The 24,932-nt window shown below is 75.0% G+C and carries 24 protein-coding genes; 13 read left to right on the forward strand and 11 right to left on the reverse strand.

Annotated features, from left to right (window positions below; genetic code table 11):
* Nucleotides 1-154: 154 nt before the first annotated feature.
* From J2S46_RS28720 to J2S46_RS28730, 3 genes are all read right to left on the reverse strand, one after another.
* On the reverse strand, nucleotides 155-1,696 hold the full coding sequence (locus J2S46_RS28720) for an MFS transporter (RefSeq protein WP_229912679.1): 1,542 nt from the start codon (nucleotides 1,694-1,696) through the stop codon (nucleotides 155-157).
* A gap of 174 nt (nucleotides 1,697-1,870) precedes the next feature.
* A complete protein-coding gene (locus J2S46_RS28725) occupies nucleotides 1,871-3,313 on the reverse strand; it encodes an ATP-binding protein (protein WP_191289869.1) in 1,443 nt (480 codons plus the stop codon).
* A 194-nt stretch (nucleotides 3,314-3,507) separates the two neighbouring features.
* The gene (locus J2S46_RS28730) at nucleotides 3,508-4,614 is read right to left on the reverse strand and encodes a pyridoxal-phosphate-dependent aminotransferase family protein (RefSeq protein WP_191289868.1); all 1,107 of its coding nucleotides are present in this window, start codon (nucleotides 4,612-4,614) and stop codon (nucleotides 3,508-3,510) included.
* 197 nt (nucleotides 4,615-4,811) lie between these two features.
* Between J2S46_RS28730 and J2S46_RS28735 the strand changes: the two genes are divergently transcribed.
* The 7 genes from J2S46_RS28735 (at nucleotide 4,812) to J2S46_RS28760 (ending at nucleotide 11,513) form a co-directional block, all read left to right on the forward strand.
* Nucleotides 4,812-5,900, forward strand: a complete 1,089-nt coding sequence (locus tag J2S46_RS28735) for an amidohydrolase family protein (protein WP_191289867.1) — start codon at nucleotides 4,812-4,814, stop codon at nucleotides 5,898-5,900.
* Between the two features lie 180 nt (nucleotides 5,901-6,080).
* On the forward strand, nucleotides 6,081-6,758 hold the full coding sequence (locus J2S46_RS28740; protein ID WP_191289865.1) for a uracil-DNA glycosylase: 678 nt from the start codon (nucleotides 6,081-6,083) through the stop codon (nucleotides 6,756-6,758).
* A gap of 265 nt (nucleotides 6,759-7,023) precedes the next feature.
* Nucleotides 7,024-8,010 (forward strand): SCO1860 family LAETG-anchored protein, encoded by a 987-nt coding sequence (locus tag J2S46_RS28745; protein ID WP_191289864.1) that lies wholly within the window; start codon nucleotides 7,024-7,026, stop codon nucleotides 8,008-8,010.
* 383 nt (nucleotides 8,011-8,393) lie between these two features.
* On the forward strand, nucleotides 8,394-9,416 hold the full coding sequence (gene glnII / locus J2S46_RS28750) for a glutamine synthetase (protein ID WP_191289863.1): 1,023 nt from the start codon (nucleotides 8,394-8,396) through the stop codon (nucleotides 9,414-9,416).
* A 198-nt stretch (nucleotides 9,417-9,614) separates the two neighbouring features.
* On the forward strand, nucleotides 9,615-9,698 hold the full coding sequence (locus J2S46_RS40925; RefSeq protein WP_353652359.1) for a putative leader peptide: 84 nt from the start codon (nucleotides 9,615-9,617) through the stop codon (nucleotides 9,696-9,698).
* Nucleotides 9,699-9,775: 77 nt separating this feature from the next.
* A complete protein-coding gene (locus J2S46_RS28755; protein WP_191289862.1) occupies nucleotides 9,776-10,873 on the forward strand; it encodes an LLM class flavin-dependent oxidoreductase in 1,098 nt (365 codons plus the stop codon).
* A gap of 94 nt (nucleotides 10,874-10,967) precedes the next feature.
* On the forward strand, nucleotides 10,968-11,513 hold the full coding sequence (locus J2S46_RS28760; RefSeq protein WP_191289861.1) for a hypothetical protein: 546 nt from the start codon (nucleotides 10,968-10,970) through the stop codon (nucleotides 11,511-11,513).
* Nucleotides 11,514-11,545: 32 nt separating this feature from the next.
* Here J2S46_RS28760 and cobC read toward each other — a convergent pair whose 3' ends face one another.
* Both cobC and J2S46_RS28770 read right to left on the reverse strand, forming a co-directional pair.
* The gene (cobC, locus tag J2S46_RS28765; protein ID WP_370882255.1) at nucleotides 11,546-12,643 is read right to left on the reverse strand and encodes an Rv2231c family histidinol phosphate aminotransferase CobC; all 1,098 of its coding nucleotides are present in this window, start codon (nucleotides 12,641-12,643) and stop codon (nucleotides 11,546-11,548) included.
* Nucleotides 12,640-14,085: a cobalamin biosynthesis protein gene (locus J2S46_RS28770; protein ID WP_191289860.1), complete on the reverse strand. Its 1,446-nt coding sequence runs from the start codon at nucleotides 14,083-14,085 to the stop codon at nucleotides 12,640-12,642. Before J2S46_RS28770 ends, cobC begins: the two co-directional genes overlap by 4 nt.
* Before the next feature lie 232 nt (nucleotides 14,086-14,317).
* Here J2S46_RS28770 and J2S46_RS28775 point away from each other — a divergent pair, with 232 nt between their 5' ends.
* The 3 genes from J2S46_RS28775 to J2S46_RS28785 are packed head-to-tail and all read left to right on the forward strand — an operon-like array spanning nucleotide 14,318 to nucleotide 17,573.
* Nucleotides 14,318-15,211: an alkaline phosphatase family protein gene (locus J2S46_RS28775; protein ID WP_191289859.1), complete on the forward strand. Its 894-nt coding sequence runs from the start codon at nucleotides 14,318-14,320 to the stop codon at nucleotides 15,209-15,211.
* Between the two features lie 5 nt (nucleotides 15,212-15,216).
* Nucleotides 15,217-16,524 carry an MFS transporter gene (locus J2S46_RS28780; protein ID WP_191289858.1) on the forward strand — a complete coding sequence of 436 codons (1,308 nt, stop codon included), beginning with the start codon at nucleotides 15,217-15,219 and terminating at the stop codon, nucleotides 16,522-16,524.
* Nucleotides 16,521-17,573 carry a TolB family protein gene (locus J2S46_RS28785; RefSeq protein ID WP_229912678.1) on the forward strand — a complete coding sequence of 351 codons (1,053 nt, stop codon included), beginning with the start codon at nucleotides 16,521-16,523 and terminating at the stop codon, nucleotides 17,571-17,573. The genes J2S46_RS28780 and J2S46_RS28785 overlap by 4 nt, the downstream gene beginning before the upstream one ends.
* Nucleotides 17,574-17,637: 64 nt before the next feature.
* Here J2S46_RS28785 and J2S46_RS28790 read toward each other — a convergent pair whose 3' ends face one another.
* Nucleotides 17,638-18,756, reverse strand: coding sequence for an FAD-dependent oxidoreductase (locus J2S46_RS28790; RefSeq protein WP_191289857.1), 1,119 nt, complete (start codon nucleotides 18,754-18,756; stop codon nucleotides 17,638-17,640).
* 53 nt (nucleotides 18,757-18,809) lie between these two features.
* Between J2S46_RS28790 and J2S46_RS28795 the strand changes: the two genes are divergently transcribed.
* Entirely contained in the window at nucleotides 18,810-19,502 is a 693-nt protein-coding gene (locus J2S46_RS28795) for a TetR/AcrR family transcriptional regulator (protein ID WP_191289856.1), read from the forward strand.
* Nucleotides 19,503-19,644: 142 nt separating this feature from the next.
* Here J2S46_RS28795 and J2S46_RS28800 read toward each other — a convergent pair whose 3' ends face one another.
* The 3 genes from J2S46_RS28800 to J2S46_RS28810 form a co-directional block, all read right to left on the reverse strand.
* A complete protein-coding gene (locus J2S46_RS28800; protein ID WP_191289855.1) occupies nucleotides 19,645-20,106 on the reverse strand; it encodes an NUDIX domain-containing protein in 462 nt (153 codons plus the stop codon).
* Nucleotides 20,103-20,597 carry an OsmC family protein gene (locus J2S46_RS28805; protein ID WP_191289854.1) on the reverse strand — a complete coding sequence of 165 codons (495 nt, stop codon included), beginning with the start codon at nucleotides 20,595-20,597 and terminating at the stop codon, nucleotides 20,103-20,105. Before J2S46_RS28805 ends, J2S46_RS28800 begins: the two co-directional genes overlap by 4 nt.
* A gap of 462 nt (nucleotides 20,598-21,059) precedes the next feature.
* Nucleotides 21,060-21,407, reverse strand: a complete 348-nt coding sequence (locus J2S46_RS28810; protein ID WP_229912677.1) for a hypothetical protein — start codon at nucleotides 21,405-21,407, stop codon at nucleotides 21,060-21,062.
* A gap of 115 nt (nucleotides 21,408-21,522) precedes the next feature.
* Between J2S46_RS28810 and J2S46_RS28815 the strand changes: the two genes are divergently transcribed.
* On the forward strand, nucleotides 21,523-21,960 hold the full coding sequence (locus J2S46_RS28815; protein WP_191289853.1) for a DUF3574 domain-containing protein: 438 nt from the start codon (nucleotides 21,523-21,525) through the stop codon (nucleotides 21,958-21,960).
* Nucleotides 21,961-22,183: 223 nt separating this feature from the next.
* Complete coding sequence (locus J2S46_RS28820) at nucleotides 22,184-22,654, forward strand: VOC family protein (RefSeq protein WP_191289852.1); 471 nt, start codon at nucleotides 22,184-22,186, stop codon at nucleotides 22,652-22,654.
* Nucleotides 22,655-22,938: 284 nt separating this feature from the next.
* Here J2S46_RS28820 and J2S46_RS28825 read toward each other — a convergent pair whose 3' ends face one another.
* Both J2S46_RS28825 and cobO read right to left on the reverse strand, forming a co-directional pair.
* Entirely contained in the window at nucleotides 22,939-24,303 is a 1,365-nt protein-coding gene (locus tag J2S46_RS28825) for a cobyrinic acid a,c-diamide synthase CobB (protein WP_191289964.1), read from the reverse strand.
* A 22-nt stretch (nucleotides 24,304-24,325) separates the two neighbouring features.
* Nucleotides 24,326-24,931, reverse strand: a complete 606-nt coding sequence (cobO, locus tag J2S46_RS28830) for a cob(I)yrinic acid a,c-diamide adenosyltransferase (protein WP_073928813.1) — start codon at nucleotides 24,929-24,931, stop codon at nucleotides 24,326-24,328.
* Between the last annotated feature and the right edge of the window lies 1 nt (nucleotide 24,932).

Consider the following 24,932-nt stretch of genomic DNA (forward strand, 5'->3'; position numbering starts at 1 on the left):
TATAGCCAACTATGCCGCTGCGACGACCATCCCGGGCGTGGATGAGGCGGGGATGCCGCCGAGATGAACGATCGGGGAACAGTGCTCTCCCGCTCGGCCGCAAGACCCGGGACGGACCGGCCGCCCCCGCCGCCTCCCCTCCTGCCGCGCGTCCCTACGGCGCGTCCTCCGTGCCGGCGGTGCCGGCGGTGCCCACACCGCTGACGGTGCGCACGGTGTGGGCGTGCGAGGCCGCCGCCGCCCCGTACGCACCGGGCCGGACCCGGCGACGGCGGGCCCGGGCCGCCAGGACGGAGAGCAGGATGCCCACCCCGCACGCGATGGTGAGCAGCAGGCAGGCCCGGGAGAGGCCCGCGGCCAGCGCCTGCGCCGTCCCCTCGCCGCTCGCGAGGTGCGACGCGCCGACGGACGTGTTCACGGTGGCCACGGCCGCGGTGAAGGCGGCGGCACCGATGTAGCGGGCCATGTTCGAGATGCCGGACGCCGCGCCGACGTCGTCCTCGGCCACCGACGAGGTGGACGCCGAACTCGCCGGGCCGTTCACGAGCCCCAGGCCGGCGGCCAGCAGCACCAGCGGCAGGGCGAACGCCCCGTACCGCCAGTCGGCCTGCACCAGCACCAGCAGCGCGCAGCCGGCCGTCGCCGCCGCGAAACCGGCCCCGATCACCGGCCCGACGCCCAGCCGCTTGACGGCCCGGGGCACCAGCGGGGTGACGGCGATCAGGCCCACGGTCGCGGGCAGGGTCGCAAGGCCGGCCTGGAACGGGCTCAGGGCGAGCGTGGCGGGATTCTGGAAGTAGAGGCTGACCAGGTACATCAGGCCGTTGATCACGCCGGCGCTGAGCAGGATCGCCACCGTGGCGCCGATCAGCACGCGGTCGCGCAGCAGCCGCAGGTCCACCAGCGGCTCGTCCACCCGCCGCTCCACCGCGACGAAGGCGAGGGCCGCGAGCAGGGACAGCGCGAGGCAGCCCAGCACTCCCGCCGACGTCCAGCCCCAGTCGGCGCCCTCGCTCAGCGCGAGCAGCGCCGGGGCCAGCACGGCGGCGATCAGTACCGTCCCCGCGAAGTCGATCGACCGGCTGCGGTCCGGATCACGGGACTCGGTGATGCCGCTCAGGGTGACCGGGACGCAGGCCGCCGCGATCGCCGCGTCGATCCAGAACAGGCCCTGCCACCCGATGCCGTCCACCAGCAGGCCGCCCACCAGCGGCCCGACGGCCGCGCCCACCGCCGAGGCGGCGCCCCACACGGTCACGGCCCGGACCCGGCCCTGTCCCGAGGTCGCCACCGACAGCAGGCTCATCCCGCAGGCCAGGATCGTGGCCCCGGAGGCGCCCTGGACCGCCCGGCCCGCGATGACCCCCGCGCCGCTGTCGGACAGCGCGATCACGGCGCAGGAGGCGATGAACAGGGCCAGCCCGGCGAGGAAGACCAGCCGCCGACCGAAGACGTCGCCGAGGGCGCCCGAGGTGACGATCACGGCCGCGCCGACCAGCGAGTACCCGGTGATGGCCCACTGGAGGGTGTCGAGGGACGCGCCGGTGTCCGCGCTGATCGCCGGCAGCAGGATGCTCACCGCCGAGGTGTTGGCGTTGACGACCAGGGTCGAGACGCAGGTGGCGGCCAGCAGGGCAGCGCCCGCCGGCCGGCCCTGTTCCTCGCCTGGTGCGGCGTCCTCCGTGGTCTCCGGCACCTTCGTAGGTTCGCACGGGCCCGGCCGCTCCGCAGCCCGGGCCGACGGGCCTCACCCGGCCCGCGCCGCCCGGACGGCCCCCGCACGCCGGACCCCTGGCCCCGCACTCCGCCCCCACGCTCCGGCGCCCGTTGCTCCGGAGCCCTTCCGGTCGGCCGGCGTGCCCGGCCGCCCTCATCGCTGCCAGGCTGCCAGCAGATCCCCCGCGTCCAGGTGCAGGTCGGGCTTCACCCCGGTGTGCAGGCCAGCCGGGCAGACGGTGACCAGCCGGGCCCCGGCGGCCTCGGGCACCACGGCCCGGGCTCCGGCCAGATGGGCCAGTTCGCCGGCGGTGATCCGCTTGCGCTCCCGCCACTTCACCGTGCCGACGGCCGTCACCCGCCGGGTCCGGGCGGTCCGGGCCACGACGTCGTACTCATGGGTGTTGTCGCGGGTCCACCAGCTGCCCACCTCGTCCGCGCCGTCGAGCGCCGGCAGTTCGGGCGCCAGTCGCAACAGGGCCTCGTGCACCAGCGGTTCGACGGCCTTGCCCCGCCAGGTCGTCCAGTCCCGCCCGAACGCGTCGAGGGCGATGTCGGCCCGGCCGCGCGAGATGTGCGGGATCTGCTGCTCCACGAAGCGGAACCAGAACCGTAGGTACGGATCCTCGATCCGGTAGCGCCGGAGCTTCCCGCGGGGTGGCGCGCCGATCGGCACGTCCGCCGCGACGACGCCCTTCTGCTCGGTCAGCGTCTTGAGAGCACGGGTCGCCGCGGTCTGGGCGGTGCTGCCGGCTTCGGGCAGCCGGCCGACGATCTGCGAGAAGGCGGCCACGCCCACCTCGTGACCGCCCATCGCCGAGAGCACCCGCCGGGCCTGCGGCCCGTCGGGGAACTCGGCGTCCACCACCCGCTGCCCGGTGACCACGAGGCTGCTGTTCTCGTCGGTCAGCTCCTGTTCGACGAGACGCCGGGCGCCGCCCGCGGTCGCGCACTCCAGGAGCAGTCGTGGGTAGCCCCCGGTGACCAGATGGGCGTCGAAGGCGTCCATGGGATCGTGGCCGGAGCCCAGTGCCTCGGCGCACTCGGCGGGGTTGAAGGGCCGGATCAGCTGCTCGCGGGCTCGCCCGTACAGCGGCCGGTCGTGCTCGGTGAGCCGTTCCATCATGGTGACGTCGGAGCCGATCAGGACCAGCAGGACGGGCGTCCGCTCCAGCCGCCGGTCCCAGGCGTTCTGCAGGGCGCCCTCCAACGTCGGGTCCGTGGCCGCGGCCCAGGGGAACTCGTCCAGCACCACGACGGCGGGTGTCCGCGAGCAGGCGAGCGCGAGCCGGCCGAAGGCGTCAGACCAGGAGGACGGCGGTGAGGCGAACAGGGTGTCGGCCTCCGGAAGGGGCGTGCGCGCCGTGCCGAGGTCGGCCGTCAGCCCCTGCAACTGGGTTTGCGGGTCGGCGTTCTTCACCGCCGTGAAGTAGAGGTACGGCAGGCCGGACCCCTCCACGAAGCGCGTGAACAGGCGGGACTTGCCGACCTGTCGCCGGCCGCGGACCGCGAGCATCCGACCCTGCCCCTGTGCGCTGATCGCGCTCAGGTGCCCGGCCAGTTGTTGCAGTACGTCGTGACGGCCGTAGAAGGACATGGGTCACCAGACATCCAAGGAGGAATCATACGGCAACGTATGATACATCGATGCGTGTTACGGAGAGCTCTTCCTTGTTCACCTGAGGTGTTCGGGAGGCCCGTCGGTCGTGGTCGCCCCGGCCGTCCCCGGGGCGCCCGCACGCGCACGGTCGGGGCGGCCGCTCCGCCCCGACCGGCCCCCTGCGGCGGGGGTCACCCGGTGGGGCCGCCCGCCGCCCTCCAGGCCGTCGCCGCGGCCGCCGTCGCCGTCGGCACGTCGGCGGCTGCGCCCGTGGCCAGCAACGCCTCGCCGAGTGCGGTCAGGCAGTCCTGGACGACCTCCGCCGACGCGTTCCGGCCGTAGTGGTTGACCCGCAGCATCTCCGCGGCCAGCGCGCCGCCGCCCGCCTGGACGGGCAGGGCGGGGTCCAGGCCGGCGGCCAGCTCGGCCGCGTTCAGACCGGGCGGGGTGCGCAGGGTGGTGGCCACCGGAGCCGCGTGCCCGTCGGCGGGGACGAACGGGGTCAGCGTGCCGAGCGCCCGCACCCCGGCGCGGACGGCGGCCGCCGCGGCCCGGTGCCGGGTGATGGTGGCGTCGAGGCCGTCGGCGGCGATCCGGTCGAGGCAGGCGTCCAGCGCGAGCATCTCCAACTGGGCCGGGGCGTGCGGCAGCACGGTGCGTCCGGCGTCCGTCCAGCGCTCCTTCCAGTCCAGCAGCGAGAGGTAGGAGCGGCGCGGCGCCGCCGGGTTGGCGGTGATCCGCTCCCAGGCCCGCCCGCTCACCGACACCGCCGAGACCCCGGCCGGGCCGCCCATCGCCTTCTGCCCGCCGATCACGCAGAGGTCCACGCCCCAGGCGTCGGTCAGCAGCGGCTCGGCGGCGACCGAGGCGACGGCGTCCAGCATCAGCAGGGCGCCGTGCTCGCGCACCACCGCGGCGATCTCCGCCACCGGGTTGGTGTTGCCGGTGGCGGCCTCGGCGTGCACCAGCGAGACGAAGTCGATCTCCGGGTCCGCCCGCAGGGCCTGGGCGACCTGGTCGGCGGTGACGGCGGAGTCGAACGGCACCGTCAGGTCGACGACCTTGGCGTCGCAGTCCCGCAGCCAGTTCCCGAAGGTCTGCCCGTACGGGCCGGTGACGACGTTGAGCGCCGTGCTGCCCGGGTGCGCGGCGCCGCGGATGGCCGCCTCCAGCGGGAGCAGGGCCTCGCCCTGGGTGATGATCACGTCGGCGGTGGTGTGCAGCAGCGCGGCCACCTTGTCCTCGATCGCGGCGAAGTGCGCGGCGCCGAGCGGGGGGAGGTCGAGGAAGGGGCTCACGGGGCCGGCCTTTCGCTGGTCGTGGTGGCCCGCCCCCGGCCGGCCGGGGGCGGGCCCGCAGGCCTCCGCGGGGCCGCCCCACCGGTGGCCGGGGGCGGCCAGTGGTGTACGGAGGGCACCGTGCGGACGGGCCCCGGTGCCCAGTCTGCCCCATCGTCCGCCGCCGGCCCGGCCGGACCCGTCGGTAGAGTGCGGGCATGAGCGACGCTGGGGTGCTGCACATCAAGGGCCGGGTGCTGGTCGGCCCCGAGGACGTCCGGGACGAACTCTGGGTGGTGGACGGGCGGGTGGCCTTCGACCGGCCGACCGGCGGCGATGTCCGGACGGTCACCGGCTGGGTGCTGCCCGGCCTGGTCGACGCGCACTGCCACGTCGGCCTGGACGCGCACGGAGCGGTGGACGAGGCGACCAGCGAGAAGCAGGCCCTCACCGACCGCGACGCCGGCACCCTGCTGATCCGCGACGCCGGCTCGGCCGCCGACACCCGCTGGATCGACGACCGCGAGGACCTGCCCCGGATCATCCGCGCGGGCCGCCACATCGCCCGCACCCGGCGCTACATCCGCAACTACGCGCACGAGATCGAGCCCGGGGACCTGCCCGCGTACGTCCGCGCGGAGGCCCGGCGCGGCGACGGCTGGGTGAAGCTGGTCGGCGACTGGATCGACCGCGACCGGGGCGACCTGGCGGCCTGCTGGCCGGGCGACGCGCTGGCCGAGGCGATCGCGGCGGCGCACCAGGAGGGCGCTCGGGTCACCGCGCACTGCTTCGCCGCCGAGTCGCTGCCCGACCTGCTGGCCGCCGGGATCGACTGCGTGGAGCACGCCACCGGCCTGACCGAGGAGTTGATCCCGCAGTTCGCCGAGCGCGGGGTGGCGATCGTCCCGACCCTGGTCAACATCGCGACCTTCCCGAAGCTGGCGGCCGGCGGCGAGGACAGGTTCCCGGCCTGGTCCGCGCACATGCGCCGGCTGCACGAGCGCCGCTACGACACGGTGGCCGCCGCGCACGACGCCGGGATCCCGGTCTACGTCGGCACGGACGCCGGCGGCTCGCTCGCCCACGGCCTGGTCGCGCAGGAGGTCGCGGAACTGGTGAAGGCCGGCCTGACGGCCGCCGAGGCGCTCTCGGCGGCCAGTTGGGCCGCCAGGGCCTGGCTCGGCCGGGACGGTCTGACCGAGGGCGCCTCCGCCGACCTGGTGGTCTACGCCGAGGACCCGCGCGCCGACGTCCGGGTGCTGGCGGACCCGCGGCTGGTGGTGCTGCGGGGCCGTCCGGTCGGCTGATCCGGTCGGCCGGGCGGTTCCCCGCGGCGCCGTCAGGACGGGTCCTTCGCCCCGCCGGGGTGGTCGTACGGGCCGCGGCCGGGCAGGCCTACGGCCGCGGCGGGGCAGGCGTACGGGCCGCGTCCGGCCGGCCGGCGGCCCCGGCGGGGCGGCCCGCGTTGGGCCGATAGGGTGGTGCGCATGGCACCGCGTCCACTGAACGAGATCGTCGAGCCCGGCTGGGCCACCGCACTGCAGCCGGTCGCCGGACAGGTGGCCGCCATGGGCGACTTCCTGCGCGCGGAGATCGCCGCCGGCCGAACCTACCTGCCCTCCGGGCCGAACGTGCTGCGCGTCTTCCAGCAGCCCTTCGACGCGGTGCGGGTGCTGATCGTCGGACAGGACCCTTACCCCACACCGGGGCATGCTGTCGGCCTGTCCTTCTCGGTGGCGCCGGAGGTCCGGCCGATCCCGGCCAGCCTGATCAACATCTACCAGGAGTACGGCCAGGACCTCGGCCTGCCGCAGCCCTCCAACGGCGATCTCACGCCCTGGACCGAGCAGGGCGTCCTGCTGCTCAACCGCGCCCTGACGACCGCGCCGCGCAAGCCGGCCGCGCACCGGGGCAAGGGCTGGGAGGAGGTCACCGAGCAGGCGATCAAGGCGCTGGTGGCGCGCGGCGGCCCGCTGGTCGCGATCCTCTGGGGGCGCGACGCCCGTAACCTGCGCCCGTTGCTGGGGGAGGTGCCGGCGGTGGAGTCGGCGCATCCGAGTCCGTACTCGGCGAACTCCGGTTTCTTCGGCTCGCGTCCGTTCAGCCGGGCCAACGAACTGCTGGTCCGGCAGGGTGCGCAGCCGGTGGACTGGCGACTGCCTTAGCGCTCACGGGCGTTGGGCCGCCCGGTGCCGTGGCCCGGTCCGGGGCGCGCGGTGGGCTCCTGTCGCCGTACCGTCAACACATGGCGTCAATCTCACCCGAAGGAGTGAACTGACGCTCCGTGTTACTCATGTGACGGATTGTTCGAAGAGGATGGCGGCAGTCGAGAGCGACAGCCTTCCCCCGGTCCGACGCGGAGCCTTGCCGCGCACGGGGTGACATCGGTGGCGCGCTCTCTCCCGATCGCCATGTGTGGGGGTTCCTCCTTTGCTGTCCTCATCTCTCCGTGTCGCCGTCGCCACCCTGGTCGTCGCGGCGGCCGTGCTGCCCGCCACCGCCGCACACGCGACCGGGCCCGGCGCCGTCTCCGGCGCCGGCGGCACCGGCTCGACGGGCGGCCCGGCCACCGGCAGCGCCCGCGCGGTCACGGCCGAGGTGGACCTGGACGTCAGCCTGCTGAACAAGGCCGTGGACGTGCCGGTGAACATCTCGCTGAACAAGGTGGAGAGCCCCGCCAGGCGCGACGGCTCCGTGCTCACCGCGAAGGTCGACGGCGTCGACCAGCAGGGCCCGGTCACGCTGGTCAAGGCCGACGTCGGCCGGTCCGTCACCACGGTCGACGCCAAGGGGGCCGCCGCCTCCGTCGAGCTGGTCAACGCCGACGTCCACGCGCCGGGCCTGCCGCTCACCTCGCTGCTCGGCCTGGAGGCCCTCAGCTCCAAGGTGACCTGCCCGGTCGACGGGCCGCCCACCGCCGACGTCACCGCCCCCGCCAAGCTCACCGTCCTCGGCAAGCCGGTCGCCGTCGGCCTGTACGCACCCACCACGGTGGACGTGCCGGCCGTCGGCAGCGTCTCGGTCGAGTTCTCCAGGCGGAGCGCCACCAGCAGCACGGCCGCCGCCTCCGCCCTGGAGGTCCGCGTCGAGCTGAACCCGCTCAACCTCAACGTGGCCAAGGTCAGCGGCACCGTCACGATCGCCTCGGTGAGCTGCGAGAAGCCGGCCCCGACCGCCCCCGGAACGGCGGCCCCCGCCCCCTCGACCCCGCCGCCGGCGACCCCGGCCGCCGTGAAGGCGGCGGACGGCACGGCGAGCGGCAAGGCGGCCGTGCCGCAGGCCGCCGGTGAGCACCTCGCCGCCACCGGCGGCAACGGCACCGGCCCGCTGGCCGCCGGCGCCGCCGCGCTGCTCGCCGGCGGTGCGGGCGCCCTCTGGTTCGCCCGCCGCCGCCGGGTGCACGCCCGACGGCACTGAGGGCGGGCGGTACCCGAGGGCGCGGGGCGCCTCCCGGGACGGGTGCGTACAGAACGGGTGGGTACAGCGGGAAGGGGAGCGCTTCTTGGGAAGGGCGCTCCCCTTGAGAGAGGTGCGCCTCTTGAGACAGGTGCGCCCCGACTGTCACCCTGGGCGGGCCGCCGCCGCACCCCGGCGCGCGGCCGCCCCGTTTCCTCGGAAGTCCGCCCCGTCTCCAGGGGCACCCGTGCGCCCCGGGGGTGACACCGGCGGCACTCCCGGAGCGTGACAGGGCCGGTGCGGACAGTTGGTTTACATGGGCGTCACATAGGAGGAACAACCGGGAAACGGCGGCTTGCGACGCTACGCGGGCACCCACCACTCAGTTTGCGAGGTTCACCGCCGTGGCAATCAAGGCCGAGTACATCTGGATCGACGGCACGCAGCCGACCGCCAAGCTCCGCTCCAAGACTCGGATCCTGGCCAACGCGGACAAGATCCCCACCTGGGGCTTCGACGGCTCGTCCACCAACCAGGCCGAGGGTCACGCGTCGGACCGCGTTCTTGAGCCGGTCGCGACCTTCCCGGACCCGATCCGTGGCGGCGACAACATCCTCGTCCTGTGCGAGGTCAACGAGATCGACGGCACGCCGCACGCCTCGAACACCCGCGCCCTGCTGCGCCCGATCGCCGAGCAGTTCGCCGCTCAGGAGTCGATCTTCGGCATCGAGCAGGAGTACACCTTCTTCAAGGGCTCGCGCCCGCTCGGCTTCCCCGAGGGCGGCTTCCCGGCCCCGCAGGGCGGCTACTACTGCGGCGTCGGCGCCGAGGAGGTCTTCGGTCGCGAGATCGTCGAGCTGCACCTCGACCGCTGCCTCGCCGCGGGCCTCGCGATCTGCGGCATCAACGCCGAGGTCATGCCCGGCCAGTGGGAGTTCCAGATCGGCCCGGTCGACGCGCTGACCGTCTCCGACCACATGTGGGTCGCCCGCTACCTGCTCTACCGCACCGCCGAGGAGTTCGGCATCGACGCCACCCTCGACGCCAAGCCCGCCCGTGGCGACTGGAACGGTGCCGGCGCGCACACCAACTTCTCCACCAAGGCGATGCGTGAGGGCTACGACGCCATCATCACCGCCTGCGAGTCGCTCGGCGCCTCGCAGGAGAAGGTCCTGGAGCACGTCACCCAGTACGGTGCCGAGATCGAGTCCCGCCTGACGGGCAAGCACGAGACCGCCCCGTGGAACGTCTACAGCTACGGCGTCTCCAACCGCGGCGCCTCGGTCCGCATCCCGTGGCAGGTCGAGGTCGACCAGAAGGGCTACATCGAGGACCGTCGCCCGAACGCCAACGTCGACCCGTACGTGGTGACCCGCCTCATGGTCAACACCTGCTGCTCGGCGCTGGAAAAGGCCGGCCAGATCTGAGCCCGAGGCTCTGTTCGTCCGCTGCAACGTGACGCCCGCCGTCCCCCGCAAGGGGTGACGGCGGGCGTCCGTCGTTCCGCCCCGCGAGACCCGCACCGCCCGGCCCGCCCCGACGAGAGCCGCCCGGCCCCGCCCGGCGACGAGGCGCCGGCCCCCGGCCCTTGATCCGGGGCGAGCCGCCCCCGGATAATCCTCCCCATGACCGCCGCTCCCGCCCGCCGCCTGGTCCGACGCCTGCACGTCGACCTGTGCCGGCTGGCCGGTGCCACCTGTCGAGGCTGACCCGTCACCTCCGTCACCCGCAGGTTTCCGCAGGCAGCGCCCGGCAGTGCCGGCCGCACCCGGTCAGGAGTACGCGCATGTCCCTCGCCTTCCACTGGTTCCTCCCCACCAACGGCGACAGCCGTCACGTCGTCGGCGGCGGCCACGGCTCGACCCCCGGCGCGGCCGGCTCCGACCGGCCGCCTAGCATCGCCTACCTGGGGCAGGTCGCCCGCAGCGCGGAGCAGTTGGGCTTCGAGGCGGTGCTCACCCCCACCGGCGCCTGGTGCGAGGACGCCTGGCTGACCACCGCGATGCTCACCCAGGTGACCGAACGGCTGAAGTACCTGGTGGCCTTCCGTCCGGGTCAGGTCAGCCCGACGCTGTCCGCCCAGATGGCGGCCACCTACCAGCGCCAGTCCGGCGGGCGGCTGCTGCTCAACGTGGTCACCGGCGGCGAGTCCGCCGAGCAGCGCGCGTACGGGGACTTCCTCGACAAGAACGCCCGGTACGCCCGGGCCGGCGAGTTCCTGGACATCTCGCGGCGGCTCTGGGCGGGCGAGACGGTCGACCACCACGGCCCGCATCTGAGGGTGGAGCGGGCCAAGTTGAACCGCCTGCCGGAGCCGGTCCCGGCGGTGTACTTCGGCGGTTCCTCGGCGGCGGCGGGCGAGGTCGCGGCGCGGCACGCCGACGTCTACCTCACCTGGGGCGAACCGCCCGCCCAGGTCGCGGAGAAGATCGCGTGGATCCGCGGGCTGGCCGCCGCGCACGGGCGGGCGCCGCGGTTCGGCATCCGGCTGCACGTGATCGCCCGGGACACCTCGGCCCAGGCCTGGGCCGAGGCGGACCGGTTGCTCGCCGGGATGGACCCGTACCGGATCCGGGAGACCCAACGGGCCCTCGCCCGCAGCGAGTCGGTGGGCCAGCGGCGGATGCTGGAGCTGCACGGCGGTTCGGCCGAGCGGCTGGAGATCCACCCGGGCCTGTGGGCCGGCATCGGGCTGATCCGGGGCGGTGCGGGCACCGCGATGGTGGGCAGCCACCGGGAGGTGGCCGCCCTCGTCGAGGAGTACCACGCCCTGGGCATCGAGGAGTTCATCCTCTCCGGCATGCCGCACCTGGAGGAGGCCTACTGGTTCGGCGAGGGCGTGCTGCCGCTGCTGGCCGAGCGCAAGCTCTGGCAGCGGCCCTGACGGTGGCTCCGGACCGGGGCCGGCCCCGCACTCGGGCACTGCGGCCTCCGGGCTCCCTTGTCCGTCCACCGCCCGCCGGGCGAGGATGGCGGGCATGACGCCGCCGCCCGCGCCGCTGCTGCTCCTCGACGTGGACGGCCCGCTCAACCCGTACGCGGCCAAGCCGCACCGCCGCCCGGCGGGCTACCGCACGCACCGGATCAAGCCGGACTCCTGGGTGGCCCGGCATCCGCAGCGGCCGGCCGAGTACGTGCGGCCGCTGCGGGTCTGGCTCAACCCCGGGCACGGCCCCGAACTGCTCGCGCTGCCCTATGAACTGGTCTGGGCGAGCACCTGGATGGACGAGGCCAACACCTGGCTCGCCCCGCTGCTGGGCCTGCCCCGCCTGCCGTACATCGCCTGGCCGCAGCTCCATCAGGAGGACCCGGACGGCCTGCACTGGAAGACCCGCCGGCTGACCGCCTGGGCCGCCGGGCGCCCCTTCGCCTGGGTGGACGACGAACTCGGCCCGCAGGACACCGAGTGGATCGCTGCCCACCACCCCGGCCCGGCCCTGACCCTGCGGATCGACGCCCGGACCGGCCTGCTCCCGGCCGACTTCGCCACGCTGGCCGACTGGGCGGCCGCCCCGAGGGCCTGACCGGTGCCGGCCGGGGGAGCCGGCGGCCCGGGTCAGCCGAGCACGGACGCCAAGGCCGCCAGGAACCGGTCCGTCGTCCCCTCGTCGCGGACGGCGATCCGCAGCCAGTCCGGGCCGAGGCCGGGGAAGGTGTCGCCGCGGCGGACGGCGAAGCCGGCGTCGCGCAGCCGGAGCCGGACGGCGGCCGCGTCGGGCAGTTCGACCAGGACGAAGGAGGCGGCCGGGTCGCCGTGCACCCGGACGGCGGGGAGCACGGCCAGGCCCTTGAGCAGGTGGGTGCGCTGCAGGGCCGTGGCGGCGGCGGCCCGTTCGGCCTCGGCCAGGGCGGCGGGTGCGCTGCAGGCCTCGGCGGCGGCCAGGGCGGGCGTGGAGACCGGCCAGAGCGGCTGGGCGGCCGAGAGCGCGGTGATCAGCGGCGCGGGCCCGAGGACGTAGCCGATCCGCAGGCCGGCCAGGCCCCAGGTCTTGGTGAGGCTGCGCAGCACGACGACCTGGCCGGGCAGGCCGCGCAGCGCGGCCAGGGACTCGTGCTCGCCGGGGACGGTGTCGATGAAGGCCTCGTCCACGACCAGGGTGCGGCCGGGCCGGGCCAGGGCGGTGAGGGCCGCGGCGGGGTGCAGGACGGAGGTCGGGTTGGTGGGGTTCCCGACCACCACCAGGTCGGCGCTCTCGGGGACGGCGCCGGCGGTGAGCCGGAACCCGTTCCCGGGCGTCAGCACGACCCGTCCGACCTGGTGTCCAGCGTCCCGCAGGGCCGCCTCCGGTTCGGTGAACTGCGGGTGCACCACGACGGCCTGACGTGGGGTCAGTACGCGGGCCAGCAGGACGAAGGCCTCGGCGGCGCCGGCGGTCAGCAGCACCTCGTCCTCGGGCCGGCCGTGCCGGGCGGCGACGGCGGCGCGGGCCGCGCTCTGCTCGGGGTAGGCGGCGAGTCCGGCGATGGTGTCGGCGAGGTGCTCGCGCAGCCAGGCCGGCGGGGTGCCGGTGCGGACGTTGACGGCCAGGTCGACCAGCCCGGGGGTGCGGACCTCGGCGTCACCGTGGTGTCGCAGGTCGGGCCCGGGCCCCGCCGCGCCGGTGTCGCCGGCGCCCGGGGCGGCGGTGTCGGGCTGGTCGATGGTGCTGGTCACGGTGTTGCTCCTGCGTGGTTCGGACGAGCGGGCTGGCCGGCTGCGGGCACTCCGGGGACGAGCGGGCCGGGTGGGGGGTGGCCGGACGCGGGCGGGCCGGGCGCCGGAGGCCCGGCCGCCGAAGGCCCCGGCGCCGGCAACCCGGGGACGTGCAGCAGGTCGAACCCGGCGCCCGCCGCGACCTGCCCGGCGTACTCGGCCGCGTCACCGGCGCCGACCAGCGCGACGGCGTACCCCTGCTCGGCGAGGCCGGCGGCGACGGCCGCCCGGTCGCGCCCGGCGCTGCCGGCCGGCGGGCCGGAGCCGGCCGCGGGTGCGGCCCGCCGGGTGCCGGGCAGCAGCAGGTCGGCGATCCGGTCCAACTCCTCGGCGGCGCCCACCACCACGGCGGCGCGGCGCAGTTCGGCCACCGCGCGCGGGGTGAGCAGGTCCCGGTCGCCCGGGCCCAGGCCGATCACCGCGAGCCGTCCGCGCACCGCGCGGCGGGCCACCGCGACCGTGGCCGCCGCCGACTTCCGCTTGGGGAGGAGCAGTTCACCGCCGGGGGCGTCCAGCAGGGCGGCCGCCTCGGCGACGCTCGGGGTGCCGACCGCCAGCTCCGCCGCACGTGAGGGGTGCGGCACCCGTACGGCAGCCAGTGCGTCGGCCGGGTGGCCCACCACGGGTACGCCCAGCACCAGGGCCGCCCAGCGGACCGCCGGGTGGTCCTTCTTGCCGTCCAGGGTGGAGAGTTGGACGACCGAGTACCGGGACAGGCCGCCCTCGGCCAGGGCCGCCAGGACCAGCCGGACCAGCTCCTGCCCGTCGGCGGCGCGGCCGGCGCCGACACCGACCACCAGGGTGCGCGGGTGGAAGGTGAGCCCGGCCGGGCCCGCGCCGGGCGCGCGGTCGGTGACGCGCAGCACGGGCGCGTGCGCCGGGGCGTCCGCGCGGACGCCGGGCGGGAGCGCCGGCAGGGGGTGCACCCGGTCGCGCTCCAGGCGCACCGGCTGCCCGGCCGCGATCGCCCGGGTGATCTCCTCGCCCGCACCCCCGGCGCTGATCGTGGTGCCGTGGCGCCGCAGGGCGTCGAGCGGTCCGGGCGCGGCCGGCGGCCCGCCGGTGACGACCGGGCGGGCGCCGAGCACGCCGCAGACCTGCGCGGCCAGCTCCTCGGCCCCGCCGGTGAGGGGGACGGCGTACCGGGCGTCCGGGTCCACGCAGACCACCGCGGGGACCGGGTCGAGGTGCTCCAGCTCGGGGCCGAGCAGGCGGACCGCCAGGGGCACGGAACTGAAGCAGACCACCTGCCGGCACTCCTGGAGGGCCCTGGCCAAGGTCTCGGCCGGGCCGGCGCAGGAGCCCCGGACGGCGCGGTGGACCCGGCTGCCGTCCGGCCAGGCGGCGTGCAGTTCGGCGGCGAGCGGGCGGCCTGCGGCGCTGACGGCGACCAGACCGATCACGCGTGGCTCCTCCCGTCCGGTCACCGCTGCGCGGCCCCGAAATCCCACCACGCCGGTACGCGGGCGGTCAATCGGGACAACTGTGACCTGCGCCGCCGGGTGACCGCGGCAGGTGACGCCCCGGGCGGCCGTTGTTCGCTTTTTCTTCATGTCCCTTGTGCCGTAAACGCCACCGGGCCGACCCTAGGGTTACGGCGCTCCGCCCCCCATTCCCCTGTGCACGGAGGTCACCATGCCCTTCGCTCGGAACAGCAAGCGCCCCCGCCGTCCCCTCACCGCCCTCGCCGCAGGCTTCGGCCTGGTCGCCGGCTCGCTCGGCATCTGGGCCGCCACCGGCAGCACCGCCCAGGCCGTGGTCGGTCTCCCCACCCCCGACCACGTGATCGTCGTGGTGATGGAGAACCACGCCTACTCCCAGGTGATCGGCAGCTCCAGCGCGCCGTACATCAACAACACCCTCAAGGCCGGCGGCGCCAGCCTGACCAACTCCTACGGGCTGACCCACCCCAGCGAGCCCAACTACTACATGCTGTTCTCCGGCAGCAACCAGGGCCGCACCGACGACAGTTGTGTCGGTGTCGGCTCGATCAACCAGCCGAACCTGGCGTCCGAGCTGATCGCCGCCGGCAAGACCTGGGCCAGCTACAACGAGACGCTGCCGAGCCAGGGCTCGACGGTCTGCTCCAGCGGCAAGTACGCGCAGAAGCACAACCCGTGGTTCGGCTTCAGCAACGTGCCGACCAACACCGCGTACACCTTCGCGCAGTTCCCCACCGACTACACCACGCTGCCGAAGGTCTCCTTCGTGGTCCCGAACCTGTGCAGCGACATGCACGACTGCTCGGTCGGCACCGGTGACACCTGGATCAAGAACAACCTCGGCGCGTACGCCACCTGGGCCCAGACCCACAACAGCATCCTGGTCGTCACCTTCGACGAGGACAACAAGCTGTCCGGCAACAAGATCCCGACCGTCCTGTACGGCCAGCACGTGACGCCGGGCAGCAGCTCCGCCACCACCTACAACCACTACAACGTGCTGCGCACGGTGGAGGACCTCGCCGGTCTCACCAGCCACGCCGGCAACGCCGCCACCGCCGCCGACATCACCGGCATCTGGAACTGACGGCCGTGTACCTCGCGGATCGCCGCGGCACCACCGCGCCGGCCTCCGCCGCCGCCGCCCCGGGCACCCGCCCGGGGCGGCGGGCGGCCGCCGTCCCCGGCACGGTGCTCGCCCTGGGCGCGGTCAGCCTGATCACCGACGTCTCCTCGGAGATGGTCAGCGCCGTCCTGCCGCTCTACCTGCTCACCGGACTCGGCCTGTCCCCGCTCGGCTTCGGCGTCCTGGACGGCCTCAACAACGGTGTCGGCGCCCTCGTCCGGCTGGCCGGCGGGCACCTCGCCGACCGCGGCCGGAGCGGCCACAAGACGGTCGCGGCCGTCGGCTACGGGCTCTCAGCGCTCTGCAAACCGCTGCTGCTGCTCGCCCACACCGTGCCGCTGATCGGCGCCGTGATCGCCGTCGACCGCACCGGCAAGGGACTGCGGACCGCCCCCCGGGACGCGATGATCTCGCTCGCCACCGAACCCGAGCACCGCGGCCGGGCCTTCGGCGTGCACCGCGCGATGGACACGGCCGGCGCCCTGCTCGGCCCCCTGGCCGCGTTCGCGGTGCTGCGCCTGGCCGGCGGGCCGCTGCTCGCCGACGGGGGCGAGCAGGGCGGCTACGACGCGGTGTTCGCGGTCAGCGGCTGCGTCGCCGCGCTGGGCGTGCTGGTGCTGCTGCTCTTCGTGCCGGGCCGGCCGGGGAAGCAGGCACCGTCGCCCGCACCCGCCTCGTTGCGCGACGCGTTCGCCCTGCTGCGGCTGCCCGCACTGCGCCGGCTGACGGTCTGTGCGGTGCTGCTCGGCCTGACCACCGTCAGCGACTCGTTCCTCTACCTGCTGCTGCAGCGCCGGCTCGGCCTCTCCGCCGAGTGGTTCCCGCTGCTGCCGCTGGGCACCGCCGCGGCCTTCCTGCTGCTCGCCGTCCCGCTCGGCGCCCTCGCCGACCGGATCGGCCGCCGCCGGCTGTTCCTGGCGGGCCACGGCCTGCTGCTGCTGGCGTACGGGCTGCTGCTCGGCCCGGTGTCCGGCGACGCCGTGGCGTTCTGCGTCCTGCTGCTGCACGGCGCCTTCTACGCCTCCACCGACGGCGTGCTGGCGGCGGCCGCCGCCGACGCCGTGCCCCAGGGGCAGCGCGGAGCCGGCCTGGCCCTGGTCGGCACCGGGCAGGCGCTGGCCAGGTTCGCCTGCTCGCTGGCCTTCGGCGCGGCCTGGAGCGCGGTCGGCGGCACCACGGCGCTGGCCTGGTCGGCCGGCGCCCTGGCGCTCTGCGTGGCCGGCGCCGCCTTCGTCCTGCGTGAACCCCGCGACCCCTCCGAGGTGCCTTCGTGACCGACCTCCTGTCCCCGCGCCGCGGGCGCCCGACCGGCCGGGTGGTGGTCCTGCTGGTGGCCGTCCTGCTGCTGGGCGCGGTCGGCACCGGCTCGGTGCTGTACGCGGCGGACCGCTCGGGCCGCCGGGACCAGGCGCAGCCCGGCGGCCCGTCGGTCGTCCCCGGCCACGTGGAACTGCACGCGTCGGCGGGCGCCCGGAGGATGCTGTTCCGGAACATGGCCTGGGGGCCGCACCACGACGAGATCGTCAGCGTCCCGCTGGACGACCCCCGGGGCGTCCGCACCGCCTCCGGCCTGCAGTGCCTGCGCTTCCACGCCGCCGCCGGCACCGGGATCTGCCTGCAGGCCGAGCGCGGCGCCCTGCAGGACACCTACCGGGCCGTGGTGCTGGACGACCGGATGCAGGAGCTGCGGCACTTCCCGGTGGCCGGCATCCCGACCCGGTCCCGGGTCTCGCCCTCCGGCCACCTGGCGGCCTGGACGGTCTTCGTCAGCGGGGACTCCTACGCCGGCACCGACTTCTCGACCCGGACCTCGATCGTCGACACCCGCGACTGGAGCCTGCAGGACAACCTGGAGACCTTCGCGGTGGTCAAGGACGGACACCCGTACCAGGCGCACGACGTCAACATCTGGGGCGTCACCTTCGCCGACGACGGCACCTTCTACGCCACGCTGGCGACCGCCGGGCAGACCTACCTGGTCCGCGGCGACCTGGCCGCCCGTACCCTCACCACCCTGCACCAGAACGTCGAGTGCCCGTCCCTGTCGCCCGACGGCACCAGGATCGCCTACAAGAAGCGGGTGGCCGGCGCCGACGCCGACGCGCCCTGGCGCCTGTACGTGCTGGACCTGGCCACCATGACGGAGACCGCGACCGCCGAGCAGCGCAGCATCGACGACCAGGCGCTCTGGTCCGACTCCTCCACCCTGGTCTACGCCCTGCCCGGCGACTTCGGCGCCGACCTGTGGACCGTCCCCGCCGACGGCAGCGGCGCGGCCGCCCCGCTGCTGGACGCGGCGGTGGCGGCGGCCTTCCTGGGCTGAGGTCGCCGGGACGCGGTTCGTGGGCCGGCGCCGCCGGTGCGGCCGCCGCTCCCGCGCCCGGCGGTCAGGACGGCTGGACCTCGTCGAAGAGGGCGAGGGCCGCGGCGGGGTCGGGGCTCACCAGGCGGTCCAGGCCGACCGTCGTGATCCTCGCCCACCTCTCGGCCCGGGCCCACATCCGTTCCTCGAAGGCGCGGACGGCCTCGTCCGGATCTCCGGGGGCGGCGGCGACGGACTCGGCGAGTTCGGCGCCCTCCAGCATCGCGAGGTTGGCGCCGGCCCCGAGCGGTGGCATCAGATGGGCGGCGTCGCCCAGCAGGGTCACCCCGCGGAGGTGGGTCCAGGTGTGGGCGACGGGCAGCACGTACAGGGGGCGGTGGACGAACGCGGCGCCGTGGCGGAGGAGGTCGAGGACGGGAGCGGCCCAGCCGTCGAACCGGGCCAGCAGGCCCGACCGCACGGCTTCGGCGTCAGCCAGGTCCAGGTCCGCGTGCCGGTCGAGCGGCGCGCGGAACTGGGCGTACACCTTGACGTGGCCGCCGCTGTTGCGTTGGGCGACGAGAGCCCGGTTCACGCCGTACACGGCCAGGGAGCCGTCGCCGATCAACCGGGCGAGGCCGGGATGGCGGGTGTCGACGTCGTCCAGGGAGGTCTCGAACGCCGTGACACCGGTGTAGTGCGGCGTCACCGCCGAGACGGCCGGGCGGGTCCGGGACCAGGCACCGTCCGCGCCGACCACGAGGTCGAACGCCTCCGCCCGTCCGTCCGCGAAGTGGACCTGTGCGCCGCCCCCCGCCCCCGGCACCACCCGGGTCACGCCCCGGCCCCACCGGACGTCGAGCGGGCCGAGCAGCAGGTCGCGCAGTTGCCCGCGGTCGATCTCCGGGTTGGCCCGGTCGTCCGGACGGGGTCGCCACTCGCGTAGCACGGTCCCGTCGGTGTCCAGGATCCGCATGGCCTGGCCCTCGGGACGGGACAGCGCCCGGAAGTCCGCCAGCAGCCCGGCCTTGTCCAGCGCGAGCTGGCCCAGCCCCTCGTGCAGGTCCAGCGTGCCGCCCGGCGGGCGGGCGTCGGGGGCAGGATCGCGTTCGAGGACGGTGACCGGGTGGCCGTGGCGGTGCAGGACACGGGCGAAGGTGAGGCCGGCGGGGCCGCTCCCGACCACGGCGATACGGTGTCTCATGCCGATACACTGTATTTCCCGATCGTGATGCGACGCAACGGAACGGTGTGACCATGACTGTGTGGGACCGGCCCCAGCCACCGGCTCGTCCCGTGCCGCTCGACCGTGAGCGGATCGTCGCAGCCGCGATCGCGCTGGCCGACGAGGGCGGGCTGGAGGCGGTGTCGTTGCGCAAGGTCGCCGCCCGGCTGGAGGCCGGCCCGATGCGGCTGTACGGATACATCTCCACCAAGCAGGAGCTGTTCGACCTCATGGTGGACGAGGTGTACGCCGAGATCCTCCCCGAGGAGCGGCCCGGCGACTGGCGGGAGGCGCTGGGCGCCCTCGCCCACCGCACCAGGCGGGCCGCCCTGCGCCACGAATGGCTGGCCGACCTGCTCGGCGGCCGCCCGGCCCTGGGCCCGAACGGCCTCGCCGTGGCCGAGGCCACGCTGTCCGCCCTGGACGGCCTCGCCGACATCGACACCGTCATGCGCGCCGTGGAGACCGTCAGCGCCTACTTCACCGGCGCGATCAGACGGGAGACCGCGAACCTGCGGGCCGAGCGCGCCACCGGCCTGTCCAGGCTCGACTGGCAGCGTGCCTCCGGCCCGCACCTGACGAGGATGCTGGCCACCGGCCGCTACCCGGCACTGGCCGAGGCCGTGCACGACGGCACGGACGTGGACGCCGAGGAAACCTTCGCGACCGGCCTGGACTGGGTCCTCGACGCCCTGGCGGCCAGACTCGTCCGGCCGCCGGCGTGACGCCCGGCTCCCGCCGGCCGTGGGAGGATCGCCCTGCCGTCGGGGACGGTGACCGGGGAACGGTGGAACGCGTGCGGATCCGCCCGCCCGGGCCCGCGCGGCCCCTCGGGCGGCGGAACACGCTGCGGCACGGCGCCACGGCTCAGCCCCTGACGCCGTGCTCCAGGTAGTCGGTCCGCCCCGCGGCCCGCGCCGCGATCCCGGCCAGGACCCGCCGGGCCAGCCGCGCGGGAAGCAACTCGCCCAGTTGCCCGGCAGGTCGGAACGCGGCCTCGCCGATCTCCACGCCGTCCGGCGACAGCCGGGCCTGCTGCGCGTCGTCCAGCACACCCCCGTCGAAGAGGAGGAGCACCCGGTCCTCCGGGCCCATCGGCGCCCAGTCCACCACCAGCAGCGGGCCGAGCGGGGCCGTCACCCCGAGCTCCTCCGCCACCTCCCGGACGGCGGCCGCCGACGGGGACTCCCCGGGCAGCACATGGCCGCCCGGCACCTCCCAGCCGTCCTTGTAGGTCGGCTTCACCAGCAGCACCCGGCCCTCCGGGTCGAAGAACAGCACCCCGGCGGCGAGCAGCGCCCGGGCGATCGGCTCAGGTTCCCCGGTCACCCGGCGGCCTCGACGTCGGCCCCGGGCCCGACCTCGATCTCCGGCTCGTGCCGGACCGGGAAGTTCACCGAGTTGGCGATGAAGCAGGCCCGGTGCGCGTCCGCGTGCAACGCCAGCGCCTTCTCCACCATCCCCGCCGCCGCGACCCGCACCCGCGGGCGCAGCACCGCCTCGGTGAAGTGCCCGCCGGCGGCGGTCTCGGCCATCGTCCCCACCGCCCGGTCGACGTAGCCCGTCACCACCACCCCCGACACCGAGCACAGGTGCAGGTACCAGAGCAGATGGCACTGCGAGAGCGAGGCCAGCAGCATCTGCTCCGGGTTCCACCGCGCGGGGTCGCCCCGGAACGACGGGTCGGAACTGCCGGGGATCACCGGCCGGCCCGCGGCCGCCACCTCGTGCGAACGCTCGTAACCACGGTAGTCGCTGGTCCCCGTGCCGCGGTCGCCGGTCCAGGTCACCACCGTGTCGTACGTGTGCAGCCGGTCCATCGTCGGCCCCCTTCGTCGTCGCCGGAATCCTAGCCGCCGCCCTGGCGGGAGCCCGGGAGCCCGGGAGCCCGGGAGTTCGGGAGTTCGGGAACCGGGCTCAGGCCGGCAGCTCGCGGGCGATCCGCAGGCGCTACGGAGCCGGCTCCGCCTCGGTCGCCGCGGCCTCCTGCGGCGCGACGACCGGCGCAGGCGCCGGGACGGGCCGGTGGCCAGCATCCTGATCCGCCGGCAGGTCGGCGGACGGGTGCTGTCGACACTTCTCAACTCCCGTACGGACAGCCTGATCAGCCGCCCCGTCTCCTGCGGCGGCACCGAGGCCGGCTCGGCGGTGAACGCGGCCCGGAACCCGGCGACCCACATCGTGGCCGAGTTCATGGGCGAGCAGGGCGAGGCGCTGTCCCCGGCCGAGCGGCTCCCGGAGGGGCAGTCCGAGGGTGAGCACCTTCCCGGGCGAGGGCCCGCCTACGAGTCCGTCTCCGAGCGGAGGGCCAGCTCCTGCAGGACGTCGAGCGCGGTGACGTCGGTGCGTCCGCTGTCGTGCACCTCGGCCAGCTCCCAGAAGGCGATGGCGAAGGCGGTGGTGAGCTGCATGATGCGGCCGCCCAGCTCCTCGCTCAGGATCGTGCTGATCTCCGCCGCGGAGGCGTCGGCGGGGATGGTCACCTGCGGCATCACGTCGTTGAGCAGTTGCATCACCACGCCCGGTCCCTCCTCGGTGGCGTCCTCGGGTACGCCGTCCGGCTCGTGGAGCCACTCGCCCGCCTGGGTGAGAATGCCGATGACGCGCTTCAGTACCTCGCCCTGTTCCATGCTTCAGAGGATCTCACTCCGGGACGCCCGCTCGGCGTGACCCGGCTTCCAGGGCCCTCACCCGGACGGCGGCCCCGCCCGTGTCGCGGGGGCCGCCGGGGGAGTTGGGGCGGGCATGCAGACCAGGATCTGGACAGGCCTCCTCGCCGGCGCCGCCCTGCTCGCCACCGGCGCCGCCGTCGCGCCGGTGGCCGGGGCGGTCGACGTACCGGTGGGGCCGCGGGACGCCTACACCCGTACCGAGTTGTCCTTCGGCACCGAGCGGCCGGACGGCGGGGCGGCCGTCACCGCTCAGGAGTTCGAGGCCTTCCTGGACGCCGAGGTGACCTCACGGTTCCCGGAGGGCCTGACGGTCGAGGAGGGGCGGGGCCGGTACCGGGACCGCTTCGGGGCGATCGAGCGTGAACGCTCCTACCACGTCGTCCTGTTGTACCCGCGCGGGGCGGCCCGGTCCTCGGACCTGAAGATCGAGGAGATCCGGCGGCGCTACGACGCGGCGTTCCAGCAGGAGGCGGTCGGCCGGGTGGACGACTCGGTGCGGGCGGCCTTCTGAGCCGGCTGGGCGAGCGGATCGGCGTTGCCCGGTCCCGGGGCGGGAGTTAGGGTCGTTCCCGTGACTGCCGGGTCGGCCATGGGCCATGCACGAGTGGGGCGCCCGGCCCCGACGTGAGCCAGGGGCGGGCCCGGGCCCCGCCCTGTTCTCTTCGTGTCCTCCTCGCAGGCGCCCGCGCGTGGCGCCTGGTCCGCAACGGAACCAGACCGGAGAGAGTCCGCCCATGTCGCCCGACCAGCAGCATCACCCGCAGCAGTCGCAACACCCGCAACAGCCGCAACACTCGCAGCGCCCGCACACGCCGCCCGCCGGGGCGGTCCGGCTCGACCACACCGTCGTCCACGCCACCGACCGGCAGGTGTCGGCCGAGTTCCTCGCCGAGGTCCTGGGGCTGGCTGTCGGTGCCCCGTTCGGGCCGTTCCTGCCCGTCGACCTGGGCAACGGCGTGACGCTCGACTACCACCAGCAGCGTGACGAGCCGATCCAGTCCCAGCACTACGCCTTCCTGGTGCCGGAGGACGGCTTCGACGCCATGATCGCGCGGCTGGAGGCGCTCCGGGTCACCTACTACGCCAACCCGAACCACACCGAACCCGGCCGGGTGAACCACCTCTTCGGCGGCCGGGGCGCCTACTTCGCCGACCCCGACGGCCACAACATGGAGATCATCACCCGGACGTACGCCCGGCCCTGAGGCCCGGCGCCCTCGTGTCGGCGGTGCCCCGGCGCCCCCGGGTCAGCCGTGTCCCAGGCCGGCCGGCGGGGGCGCCGCGTGCGCCTGCCGCGGGACGGCGGCGTGGCCGAGCGCCCGGTCGTCGACCTCGGCCCCACCCCGGGCGGGCAAGGGCCCGGGTTCCCGGCCCGGCGCTGGTGCGGGTTCAGTAGGCCTGGCGGCGGCCTCGGTGCCGGACAGGGCCCGAAGGGCTCTGCCCGCAGCCTGATCTGACGAAAGGTCGGCTCTGCTCGGCCGACGAAAGGTCAGCCCTGCCCGGCGGCGGCCGCGGCGACGAAGTGCTCGGCGAGCTGCGGCGCCCCGGCCCAGTGCAGGTGCAGGTAGGAGGCATGCACGTTGCCGGCCGCGAAGCCCTCGGTCCGCGGCCCGGCCGGGGTGCGCCAGCCCCAGGCGGGCTCCTTGCCGGCGCCCGGTTCGCAGACCGTGCGGTGGAACTCGTGGCCGCGGACCCGGGTGCCGGCCGGTGCGAGCGGGGAGTCGTGCAGTGCGACCGCCTCGCGGTAGCCGAGGGTGAGCCGCTCGGTCATCCGCGCACCGGTGTCGAGCACCCCGCACATCGGGCGGCCGTCCAACTCCTGTCCCAGGTAGAGGAGTCCGGCGCATTCGGCGGCGACCGGCGCGCCGCCGGCGGCGAGCGTGCGGATCGCCTCGCGCAGTGCGGTGTTGGCGCTCAGCTCGGCGACGTACATCTCGGGGAACCCGCCGCCGATCACCAGGCCGGCGGTGCCCGCGGGCAGGTCCCGGGCGTGCAGCGGGTCGAAGGGCAGCACCTCGGCGCCGGCGGCGGCCAGCAGTTCGGCGTTCTCGGCGTAGGAGAAGGAGAACGCCGCGCCGGCGGCGAGCGCGATCCGGGGGCGCCGGCCCGCGACGGGGGTGACCTCGGCGGCCGGGTCCCAGGCGGCGTCCGGCAGCGGCGGAGCCGTCCGGGCCAGGGCCAGTACGGCGTCCAGGTCGACCGAGGCGGCGATCAGTTCGCCCATGTCCCGGACGGCGCGCAGGGCTTCGGCCGAGCGTTCGACCGCGGGGATCAGCCCGAGGTGGCGGGACGGGGTGGCGACGGCGGCCGAGCGGCGCACCGAGCCGAGCACCGGGACGCCGGAGCCCTCCTCCAGGGCCTCCCGCAGCAGCAGCTCGTGCCGGTCGGAGGCGACCCGGTTGAGGATCACCCCGGCGAGCCGGACCTCCGGGTCCCAGGAGGCGAAGCCGTGCACCAGTGCGGCCACCGACCGGGACTGCGAGGAGGCGTCCACCACCAGCACCACGGGGGACTTCAGCAGCTTGGCCACATGGGCGGTGGAGGCCAGCTCGCCCTGCCCGGAGGCACCGTCGAACAGCCCCATCACGCCCTCGACCACGGCGACGTCGGCACCGGCCGCGCCGTGCAGGAACAGCGGGGCGACCCGCTGCGGACCGCACATCCAGGCGTCCAGGTTGCGGCCCGGGCGCCCGGCGGCCAGCGAGTGGTAGCCCGGGTCGATGTAGTCCGGGCCGACCTTGTGCGGCGAGACCGTCAGGCCCCGGGCGGACAGCGCCGCCATCAGTCCGGTGGCGACGGTGGTCTTGCCCGTGCCGGAGGCCGGCGCGGCGACGACGATGCGGGGGATGTTCACGGTGCTCACGGCTGTGTCGGCTCTACCACTCGATACCGCGCTGGCCCTTGCGGCCGGCGTCCATGGGGTGCTTGACCTTGGTCATCTCGGTGACCAGGTCGGCGAGGTCGGTCAGCGGCTCCTTGGCGTAGCGGCCGGTGATCACCACGTGCTGGTTGCCGGGGCGGTCCTTGAGCACCGCGACGACCTCCTCCACGTCGACCCAGCCCCAGTGCATGGGGTAGGTGAACTCGTCGAGCACGTAGAAGCGGTAGGTCTCGGCGGCCAGGTCGCGCTTGACCTGCTCCCAGCCCTCCTTGGCGGCGTCCTCGCTGGACTCGACCATGTCGGCGTTGCGCTGCACCCAGGACCAGCCCTCGCCCATCTTGTGCCAGGCGACCGTGCCGCCCTCGCCGGAGGCGCCGAGCACGCGCAGCGCGTTCTCCTCCCCGACCTTCCACTTGGCGGACTTCACGAACTGGAACACCCCGACCGGCCAGCCCTGGTTCCAGGCCCGCAGCGCCATCCCGAAGGCGGCGGTCGACTTGCCCTTGCCGGGCCCGGTGTGCACGGCGGTGATCGGCAGGGTACGGCGCTGGCGGGTCGTCAGGCCGTCGTCGGGGACGCTCTCCGGCTTTCCCTGTGGCATG

The sequence above is a fragment of the Kitasatospora herbaricolor genome (assembly GCF_030813695.1).
GTDB lineage: Bacteria > Actinomycetota > Actinomycetes > Streptomycetales > Streptomycetaceae > Kitasatospora > Kitasatospora herbaricolor.